The organism is Corynebacterium sp. (assembly GCF_012838985.1).
Lineage (GTDB): Bacteria > Actinomycetota > Actinomycetes > Mycobacteriales > Mycobacteriaceae > Corynebacterium.
In genome coordinates, this window is the sequence record NZ_DUOE01000218.1 from 1 (window position 1) to 9,741 (window position 9,741).

The 9,741-nt window shown below is 68.3% G+C and carries 11 protein-coding genes and 1 pseudogene; 9 read left to right on the forward strand and 3 right to left on the reverse strand.

All coding sequences use genetic code 11. From position 1 onward, the window contains the following. From GXZ33_RS12160 to GXZ33_RS12180, 5 genes and pseudogenes are all read left to right on the forward strand, one after another. Positions 1–292 (forward strand): annotated as a pseudogene (locus GXZ33_RS12160) (hypothetical protein); the annotation flags it as partial. 50 nt (positions 293–342) lie between these two features. Next, positions 343–2,832 (forward strand): malto-oligosyltrehalose synthase, encoded by a 2,490-nt coding sequence (treY, locus tag GXZ33_RS12165; RefSeq protein WP_291341472.1) that lies wholly within the window; start codon positions 343–345, stop codon positions 2,830–2,832. Beyond that, positions 2,825–3,850: a GTP pyrophosphokinase family protein gene (locus tag GXZ33_RS12170; protein WP_291341473.1), complete on the forward strand. Its 1,026-nt coding sequence runs from the start codon at positions 2,825–2,827 to the stop codon at positions 3,848–3,850. Before treY ends, GXZ33_RS12170 begins: the two co-directional genes overlap by 8 nt. Positions 3,851–3,895: 45 nt before the next feature. Beyond that, entirely contained in the window at positions 3,896–4,024 is a 129-nt protein-coding gene (locus GXZ33_RS12175) for a hypothetical protein (protein ID WP_291341474.1), read from the forward strand. A gap of 33 nt (positions 4,025–4,057) precedes the next feature. Continuing rightward, positions 4,058–5,062, forward strand: a complete 1,005-nt coding sequence (locus tag GXZ33_RS12180) for an LLM class flavin-dependent oxidoreductase (RefSeq protein WP_291341475.1) — start codon at positions 4,058–4,060, stop codon at positions 5,060–5,062. A gap of 4 nt (positions 5,063–5,066) precedes the next feature. On the opposite strand, the gene GXZ33_RS12185 is transcribed toward GXZ33_RS12180, so the two are convergent. Genes GXZ33_RS12185 through GXZ33_RS12195 form a run of 3 tightly spaced genes read right to left on the reverse strand, consistent with a single transcriptional unit; the run spans position 5,067 to position 6,326 of the window. Then, complete coding sequence (locus GXZ33_RS12185) at positions 5,067–5,441, reverse strand: RNA-binding S4 domain-containing protein (protein WP_291341477.1); 375 nt, start codon at positions 5,439–5,441, stop codon at positions 5,067–5,069. Positions 5,442–5,443: 2 nt separating this feature from the next. Beyond that, a complete protein-coding gene (locus tag GXZ33_RS12190) occupies positions 5,444–5,677 on the reverse strand; it encodes a hypothetical protein (RefSeq protein WP_291341479.1) in 234 nt (77 codons plus the stop codon). Between the two features lie 10 nt (positions 5,678–5,687). Further along, positions 5,688–6,326 (reverse strand): YigZ family protein, encoded by a 639-nt coding sequence (locus tag GXZ33_RS12195; RefSeq protein WP_291341481.1) that lies wholly within the window; start codon positions 6,324–6,326, stop codon positions 5,688–5,690. A 41-nt stretch (positions 6,327–6,367) separates the two neighbouring features. On the opposite strand from GXZ33_RS12195, the gene treZ reads away from it, so the two are divergent. From treZ to GXZ33_RS12215, 4 genes are all read left to right on the forward strand, one after another. Then, positions 6,368–8,095 carry a malto-oligosyltrehalose trehalohydrolase gene (gene treZ, locus GXZ33_RS12200; protein ID WP_291341484.1) on the forward strand — a complete coding sequence of 576 codons (1,728 nt, stop codon included), beginning with the start codon at positions 6,368–6,370 and terminating at the stop codon, positions 8,093–8,095. After that, entirely contained in the window at positions 8,096–8,809 is a 714-nt protein-coding gene (locus tag GXZ33_RS12205) for an AAA family ATPase (protein ID WP_291341485.1), read from the forward strand. After that, a complete protein-coding gene (locus GXZ33_RS12210; protein ID WP_291341487.1) occupies positions 8,806–9,534 on the forward strand; it encodes an AAA family ATPase in 729 nt (242 codons plus the stop codon). The genes GXZ33_RS12205 and GXZ33_RS12210 overlap by 4 nt, the downstream gene beginning before the upstream one ends. A 102-nt stretch (positions 9,535–9,636) precedes the next feature. After that, positions 9,637–9,741, forward strand: a 105-nt coding sequence (locus tag GXZ33_RS12215) for a transposase (RefSeq protein WP_291341489.1), incomplete at its 3' end; no start/stop codon positions are given.

Here is a 9,741-nt window from a genome sequence, read left to right on the forward strand (position 1 = left end):
CCTCGGGCCCGGCGCGCCGGGCCTGCAGGTGGCGTTGCCCGGGGCCCCGGCGGCGAGCTGGCTGGCCCACCCGCACCCGTTCACGGTGCTCGACGAGCATCTCGCCGACCTCACCGGAGGGCCGGTCGCCTGGCTCGCGCTGACGGAGAGGACGGTGGTGGCGGTGCCCCGCGGGGACGTCGGCAGGTACGCCCCGGATCTGGGGACCGCGCTGTCGCGGGCCCCGTTGGAACGGCGCCACGGCTTCCCGGCGGCTGTGTCGTCCCACACACCGGTGCCCACTCCCGCCTAGGCTGTAGGGAGCACTTTTCTTCATTCCACATCATTTAACTGAGGAGTTCCATGCGTCGTCCGATCACCGCCACCTACCGTCTGCAGCTGCGCGGACCGCAGGCGGACCCGTCGGGACGGGCCTTCGGTTTCGCCGAGGCGGCCGCCCAGGTTCCGTACCTGCAGTCCCTCGGAGTCAGTCACATCTACCTCTCCCCCATCTTCACGGCGATCCCCACGTCGAACCACAACTACGACGTCACCGACCCGACCGAGATCAACCCGGAGCTCGGCGGCATGGAGGGTCTGCGCGAGCTCGCGGACGTCGCCCATGAGGCCGGCCTGGGGCTCATCATCGACATCGTGCCCAACCACCTCGGTGTGGAGAACCCGCGTCTGAACAAGTGGTGGTGGGACGTCCTGCGCCACGGGCAGGACTCCGAGTACGAGCACTACTTCGACATCGACTGGCACGCGGACAACGGTGCCGGCGGCAAGCTGGGTCTGCCGGTGCTGGGTTCGCCGGAGGACGTCGACAAGCTGGAGCTGCGGGAGGTCGACGGGGAGGTCGTCCTCGCCTACTACGACAACCTCTTCCCCGTCGGGGAGGACGTCAGCGTCGACGACGACGTCGCCGAGGTGTACGAGCAGCAGCATTACCGTCTCATGTACTGGCGCGACGGGGTCATCTCCTACCGCCGTTTCTTCTCGGTCAACGGTCTGGCGGGCATCCGCCAGGAGGACCCGATGGTCTTCGAGCACACGCACCGCATCGTGCGTCAGCTCATCGCCGAGGACATCATCGACGGCGTGCGCGTCGACCACCCGGACGGCCTGTCCGACCCCTTCGGCTACCTCAACCGTCTGCGCGAGGTCGTGGGCCCGGACCGCTGGCTCGTGGTGGAGAAGATCCTCGAGGTCGACGAGACCCTGGATCCGCGTCTCGCCGTCGACGGCACCACCGGTTATGACGCCCTGCGTGAGCTCGACGGCGTGTTCATCGACCGGGAGGCGGAGGACTCCCTGTCCATGCTGGCGCTGCAGCACTCCGGCTCCACGTGGGATGAGGCCGCCGTCCACGTCACCCAACAGCAGCTCAAGCGGGAGGTCGCGCAGACGGAGCTGGCCGCGGAGATCCGCCGCCTCGCCCGCGCCATGCGCCGTGACAACTTCTCCACCGCCGGTTCCTCCGTGTCGGAGGAGGACCTGCTCACCACGATCACCGAGCTCGTCGCCGCCATGCCGGTCTACCGCGCCGACTACCTCTCCCTGTCACGGGTGACCGCCACGGTCGTCGCGGAGATGTCGCGCCGCTTCCCGTCGCGCCGTGACTCGCTCGACCTCATCGTCGCGGCCCTCAACGCCAACGCCGAGGCGAAGATCCGTTTCGCGCAGGTCTGTGGCGCCGTCATGGCCAAGGGCGTGGAGGACACCACCTTCTACCGCGCCTGCCGTCTCGTCGCACTGCAGGAGGTGGGTGGCGCGCCGGGTCGTTTCGGTGTCTCGGCGGCCGAGTTCCACCTGCTCCAGCAGGAGCGGGCCCGTCTGTGGCCGAAGGCGATGACGACGCTGTCCACCCATGACACCAAGCGCAGTGAGGACGTCCGCGCCCGGATCATCGAGCTGACCGAGCGTCCCCTGGACTTCTCCGAGCTGGTCCACCGCGTGACCTCGGTGGTCCCGGCCCCGGATTCCGGCACCGGGCACTTCCTGCTGCAGAACCTGCTGGGTGTGTGGCCGGCCGACGGTCAGGTCACGGAGCAGCTCCGTGAGCGTTTCCGCGCCTACGCCATCAAGGCGCTGCGTGAGGCGAGCGTGCACACCACGTGGGTGGGTCCGGTGGAGGCCTTCGAGAACGCCGTCCTCGACTGGGTCGACGTGCTTCTCGACGGCCCCGTGACCTCCATGATCACCGAGTTCGTGGAGCCGCTGGCCCGCGGCGCGGTCCGCATCTCCCTGGGCCGTAAGCTGCTCCAGCTCACCGGTCCCGGCATCCCGGACGTGTACCAGGGCACCGAGTTCTTCGATGACTCCCTCGTCGACCCGGACAACCGTCGTTTCGTGGACTACACGGCCCGCCAGCAGACGCTGGACATCCTCGATGAGGGCGTCGACTGGGAGGATCTGGCCGCGGAGGCCGAGGCCCAGCTGGCGACCACCGGCGACTACCCGCACCTCGACCTCTACGGTGACCGTGCGAAGCTGCACATCGTGCACGAGGGGCTCAAGGTCCGTACCGAGCACCCGGAGTACTTCGTGGGCGGCGAGATGCAGGCCGTGTTCGCGGTCGGCCCGGCGGAGGCGCACCTCATCGGCCTGGCCCGGGGCGCGTCGAATGTCCCGGGTGAGCAGGGGATCGGCGTGATCACCCTGGCCACCCGCCGTCCGCTCGACCTGGAGCGCCGGGGCGGCTGGCAGGACACCACGGTCACCCTCCCGGAGGGCACGTGGCTGGACCGTCTGACCTGCCGCACCTACGAGAACACGGTGCCGCTGTCCGAGGTTCTGCGGATCTTCCCGACGGCACTGCTGGTCAGGCAGCCGGTGGAGCGTGATGTCTGACCGGATCGCCCGTCTGGGCAGCAGATACCACGACTGGGTGCGGGCGCATCCGGACGCGGCGGAGGATTTCGCCGCGGGCGTGGAGGATCTCCTCGCCGACGCCGGCGTCACCTATGACCGGGTGGTCGCGCGTGTGAAGGACTGGCCGTCGATGAAGGCGAAGGCCTACAAGAAGCGGCCTGACGGTGAGTGGATGTACCCCGAGCCGTGGGAGGACATCCACGATCTCATCGGCGTGCGCGTGACCACGTTCCACTCGACGGAGATCCCCGTGGCCATCGAGGTGCTGCGGCAGTCCTTCACGGTGGAGCGTTCCGTGGACAAGACCGCGGAGACGCGGATCTCGGGTGGTTTCGGCTACGGCTCCCACCACCTGATCCTCACGGTCGACGAGAACTCCACCGACGTGACGGAGCTCGCCGATTATCTGGGGGTGAGCTTCGAGGTGCAGATCCGCACGGTCCTGCAGCACGCCTGGGCGGAGTTCGAGCACGACATCCGTTACAAACGGGGTCAGGAGGAGCTGGATCCGAAGGTGGACCGTGCCTTCGCGCTGGCCGCCGGGCTCATTGAGCTGGCGGACCAGCAGTTCGACCAGATCGCGGCGGCGCAGTACACCGACGAGTCCTCGACTGAGGATGTCGACCTCACCGCCGAGACGCTGCCGGGTGTGCTGGCGATGCTGCTGGGCAACCGTTTCCCGCGTTCGCGTTCGGAGAACTACCGTTTCCTCGCGGAGATCCTCGCCGCTGACGGGATCACCACGGTGGCTGAGCTGGATGCGCTGCTCGACGACATCGACATCGACTCGGTCCGCGGTGCCCTGAACTACCGTTTCCGCCCCGGTCAGATCCGTCTCATCGACGATCTGCTGCTGCGCAGGTACGGGCAGGAGCACATCCGGAGGACGGGTGAGATCGGTCTGCGTCCGGCGCAACGTCCGCAGCAGTTGGCCCGTCGGCTGAAAACAATGCGCGCCGCACGGATCCTTCGCGACGGAAGGACAGACAGGCAGTAGTATGAACAGGGTCTACCGCACCCGCGAATAAAGGAGCACCAAAACATGGTTTCGTCCATCCGTGAAGATTTCCCCCAGGTGGCTGACGCCATCCACGTGTGGGCACTGACCATCGCGAATTTCCTCCGTCCGCTGGGCATCGACTTCCCGCCCGCGCACTGGGGACTCTGGTAGAACCCGGAGTGTTGTTGACGTATCATCGTCAACATGAAACCTGAACTCACTTTCGGCCTCGACACCTTCGGCGACATCAACGGCGTCTCACCTGACCAGGTGATCCGCAACGTGGTCGCGGAAGCGGTCGAGGCCGATCGCGTCGGGGTCGACGTCTTCGGCATCGGCGAGCATCACCGCGATGACTTCGCCGTCAGTGCCCCCGACATCGTCCTCTCCGCGATCGCCGCCCGTACCGGGAACATCCACCTGACCACCTCCGTCATCGTCCTGTCCTCGGACGACCCGGTGCGCATCATGGAGCGTTTCTCCACCATCCAGGCCATCTCCTCCGGCCGTGCGGAGATCACCCTCGGCCGCGGCTCCTTCATCGAGTCCTTCCCGCTCTTCGGCTACGACCTGCAGGACTACCAGCAGCTCTTCGAGGAGAAGCTGGCCCTCATGCGCACGCTTCTCGACGCCGCCGCCTCCGGCGACCCCATCAACTGGGACCGCGGCGTCGATCATCTCCATCCGCCGCTGGCGGAGCAGATCCCGGTGTGGATCGCCGTCGGCGGTTCCCCGGAGTCGGTGGTCCGTGCCGCCCGCCACCGCCTGCCGCTGATGCTGGCGATCATCGGTGGGGCGTCGCGACGCTTCCGTCCCTTCGTCGATCTCTACCGTCGTGCGAACGAGGAGTTCGGCCAGCCGCAGGCCCCGATCGGTGTGCACTCCCCCGGCCTCATCGCCCCCACCGACGAGGAGGCGCAGGAGCGTCTCTACGACAACTGGGTGGCCGGGCAGCAGCGCATCGGCGCCGAGCGCGGCTGGTCCGCCCCCACCAGGGACCAGTTCATGGCGGAGGTCCACCACGGTGCGCTCTACGTCGGTTCCCCGGAGACGGTCGCGCGCAAGATCGCGGACACCGTCTCGGCCCTGGACATCGACCGCTTCACCCTCAAGTACGCCAACGGCCCGACCTCCCACGAGCACAACCTGGAGACCATCCGCCTCTACGGCGAGGAGGTCATCCCGCGTGTGCGCGAGCTGCTGAAGTAGGGGGTCAGTAGCTCTCGCGGCCCCGCAGCCGGTCGAGCTCCCGGCGTTCCCGCTTGGTGGGCCGGCCGGCCCCGCGGTCGCGCCGCGGCATCGACGCGAGGATCTCCTTCGGCGGGGGCGGCGGCGAATGGTCGATGTAGCAGGTGCGTGCGACGGGGGCGCCGACGCGTTTGCGCGGGGTGTCGACCACCTCGAGGTGCAGTTCGCGGTGGTTTACCCACACGCGGACCCGGTCCCCGGGCACGACCTGCTGGGCGGGCTTGACCGCCGCGCCGTTGAGTTTGACGTGACCGGCCCGGACGGCGGTGGCGGCGGCGGACCGCGTCTTGAACACGCGCACCGCCCACACCCACACGTCGATACGGACTGACCCGGACACGGCTAGTAGTTGTCGCGGTGGTTGACGATCTTCTGGACCTTGTTCCAGTTGTAGAAGCCACCCACCACGGCGACGACGAGGCCCAGCATCAGCCAGGTCCAGCTGGTGAAGAGCAGGCCGAGGGCGATGCCGCCGACGACGCCACCGCCGACGGAGACGGCCGCATTCCGGGTGTACTTCCGGACGGCCTGCTTACGACGTTCAATCGGGTTGTTCGGGCGGCGCTGCATTGTCATGCGCACCATCCTAATACTCCACCCAGGACGTGCCCGCCTCCACCGGCACGACCGCACCCGCGGTGAGGGAGGCGAGGGTGGACTCCAGCTCGGCACGGCCGCCCGGTTCCACCGCGAGGGTGTACGTGACGGCCGCCCCGTAGTCGGTGTCGGTGACCGCGATGCCCCGGTTGCGCAAGTCCGCCTCGAGGCGGCCGGCGTCGGCGTGCGGCACCTCGATGAGGTAGAGCTCGCGGACCGCCCGGGTGACGCGGTCGATCTTCGGCAGGAGGTCGCCGACGGACTGGGAGTAGGCGTGGACGAGGCCGCCCGCGCCGAGCTTGACGCCGCCGAACCAGCGGACGACGACCACGGTGGTGTCGAGAAGCTCTGAACCCCGGAGCATGTCGAGCATGGGCTTGCCGGCGGTGCCGGAGGGCTCGCCGTCATCCGAGGAGCGCTCGATGGGGTTGGAGCCCTCGACGTGGAGCATGTAGGCGCTGCAGTGGTGGCGGGCGTCCGGGTACTCGGCGCGGATCTCGTTGATGAAGTCGCGGGCGGCGTCCTCGTCGGAGGTCCGGCGGGCGAGCGAGTAGAAGCGTGACCGTTTGACCTCCCACTCGTGCGTCCACGTCCGGTCGGCGGCGGGCAACTGGTAGGTCGTGAGCATGAACACTGATAGTAGCTGGCGTTTCCGTTAGCCTGGGGTGCATGACTGCGCATGAACCGTTCTCCGTGTGGGCCCCCTATGCCCGGGATGTCCGTCTCCGCCTCCCTGACGAGGAGATCGCCATGCGGGCGACCTCCGGCGGTTGGTGGGTGGCGGACCGCGTCGCGGAGCCGGGCATGCGCTACGGCTTTGAGCTCTTCGACGGCGAGCACTGGTCCAAGACCCTCCCCGATCCCCGCACCACCTCCCAGCCCGACGGTGTGCACGGCCTCTCCGAGGTGACGGACCCGCACTTCGACTGGAGCGCCGTGTGGACCGGCCGCCCGTTGGCCGGGCAGGTCATCTACGAGCTGCACGTCGGTACGTTCACCCCGGAGGGCACCTTCGACGGGGTCATCTCGAAGCTGGATTACCTGCGTGACCTCGGCGTCACCGCCATCGAGCTCATGCCCGTGCAGCCCTTCGGCGGCGAGCGCAACTGGGGCTACGACGGTGTCGAGTGGCACGCGGTCCACGCCGCCTACGGCGGTCCGGAGGGGCTCAAGAGGCTTGTCGACGCCGCCCACACAGCCGGCATCGGCGTCATCCTCGACGTGGTGTACAACCACTTCGGCCCCGACGGCAACTACAACGGCATGTTCGGCCCCTACACCGCGGGCGGCTCCACCGGCTGGGGTGAGGTGGTCAACATCTCCGGCCACGACTCCGACGAGGTGCGCCGTTTCATCCTCGACTCGGTGCGCCTGTGGCTCGACGACTACCGTATCGACGGCCTGCGCCTCGACGCCGTCCACTCCCTCGACGACACCGGTGCGTACTCCCTCATGGAGCAGATCCAGGAGGTCGCCGACGACGTCACCGCCCGCACCGGCGTCCCCCGCCACATCATCGCCGAGTCCGACCTCAACGACCCGCGCCTGATCACCGGGCGCGACGGCGGCGGTTACGGGCTGGCGGGCCAGTGGGTCGACGACATCCACCACGCCCTGCACACCATCGTCTCGGGTGAGAACCACGCCTACTACGAGGACTTCGGTTCCCTCGACGCCCTGGCCAAGACCCTGCGCGGCGGTTTCTACTTCGACGGCACGTACTCCTCCTACCGGGGCCGCACCCACGGCCGTCCCATCGACGTGCACTCCATCCCCGCGCACCGCCTGGTCACGTACACGACCACCCACGACCAGACCGGTAACCGGGCGCGGGGCGACCGTCCGTCGATGAACCTCACGCCTGCTCAGCAGGTGTTGAAGGCCGCGGTGATCTACTGCTCCCCCTTCACCCCGATGCTGTTCATGGGCGAGGAGTACGGCGCGCAGACCCCCTTCGCCTTCTTCTGCTCCCACACCGACGACAACCTCAACCGCCTCACCTCCGAGGGCCGCAAGCGCGAGTTCTCCCGCTCCGGCTGGGACCACTCCGAGATCCCCGACCCGGACGCCCCGGAGACCTTCGAGTCCTCGAAGCTGGACTGGGACTTCACGGAGGAGCAGCAGCAGATCCACGCCGCCTACCGGGAACTGCTGCGTCTGCGCCGCGAACTCGGCCTGTCCCGTGCCGACCTCTCCCGCCTCATCGTGGAGACCGGGGATGAGGAGCACAAGTGGCTCGCCATGGGCTGGGAGGACGTCCTGCTCGTGGCGAACCTCTCCGACACCGAGGTGACGGCACCCTTCGGCGGGGAACTCATCCACTCCTTCACGGAACCTGCGGTCGGACTCGACGAGACCCGCCTCGGGGCCTGGGAGTTCGCCCTCCTGCGCAGGTAGATGTTCCTCCGCGCCGCGCGTCTGCACACGCCCCGCACGGAGCTGCCCTCCTGGCTCGCCGATCTGCCTGTGGTGCGCAGCCTGGAGCGGCAGCCGCTGGAGTTCGACACGCCGGTGACCATCCTCACCGGCGAGAACGGCACCGGGAAGTCCACCCTCGTCGAGGCGCTGGCCGTGGGGCTGCGCCTCAACCCGGAGGGCGGATCACGGCACGCCACCGTCTCCACCGTCGCGGATTCCGTCTCTCCTCTCCATGAGCATCTGCTGCTCACACGCCCCCGTAACCCGCGTGACGCCTGGTTCCTCCGCGGCGAGTCACACCTCAACGTGGCCGCCTACCACGAGAGCCTCGGCCCTTCCCCCATCGACGACCTGCTCCACATGTCACACGGCGAATCGCTCATGGCCCTGGTGGAGCGACGCTTCCACGACGAGGGGATCTTCCTTCTCGACGAGCCCGAGGCCGGCCTCTCCCACCTGCGCCAGCTCGAACTCCTCGGCCGGCTGTGGCACCTCGCGGACGCCGGGGCGCAGTTCATCATGGCGACCCACTCCCCCATCCTCCTGGCCGTCCCCGGCGCGCGGATCCTCGAGCTGGATGAGTCCGGCCTGCAGAAACGCACCCTCGAGGAGACAGAGTGCCACCGCGCGGCGGTGGAGTTCATGTCTGATCCGCACGGCACCGCGGCCTTCCTCACCGGGGAGGAGCCGTGAGCGGGCTCTTCGTCCACAGCTACCTGCCGGTCCCCCGTGCCCGGGTCCCCTCCTGGGTGGCGCAGGTCCCCGCCTTCCGGGCTCTGCAGCACCGGGGCCGGATCCCCCTGCGCCAGCAGATCACATGCCTGACCGGCGAGAACGGGGTGGGTAAATCGACCCTCCTGGAAGGTATCGCCGTGAGCTGCGGCTTCAACAGCGCCGGCGGCGCCTTCACCTCCCAGGTCCGCGAGCGGGAGAATCCCCTGCGTGGGGTGGCTGCCGTCGCCCGCGGCAACCGCGCCATGGAGGGCTATTTCCTCCGCGCGGAATCCCATTTCTCGGTGGCCGGACGCTACAACCGCGACCACGCCGGGGTGGATCTGCACCGCCTGTCCCACGGCGAGTCGGTGCTGCACATCGTGCAGGAGAGCTTCCACGCCCAGGGCCTCTACCTGCTGGATGAACCCGAGTCGGGGCTCTCCCTCATCCGCCAGATGACGCTGCTGGCGGAGCTCCACCAGGTCGCGGCGGCGGGCGCACAGATCATCCTGGTCACCCATTCCCCGGTGCTCCTCGCCCTGCCCGGCGCACGGATCCTCGAGTTCACCACCGAGGGGGACATGCTGGAACTCGAACTGGAGCAGACCACCTCCCACCGGGCCCTGCGGGACTTCCTGGCCGATCCGCGCGGCATCGCCGACTACATGGTGGAGGTGACTAGGGCGTGTCTCCTAAAGCCTTGAGCCAGGTAATCACGGCACACAGCACGACGGCGGACCTGACCCCTGTTTGGTAGACACCCGACAACCCGGCACCCTGCCGAGGAGGAAAGGTAACCTGCCACCATGCCGATCAAGACCTACACCGAGGAGTTCCGCCGCGACGCGGTCGCCCTCTACGAGAACTCCCCCGGCGTATCGATCAACGCCCTCGCCACCGAACTCGGCGTC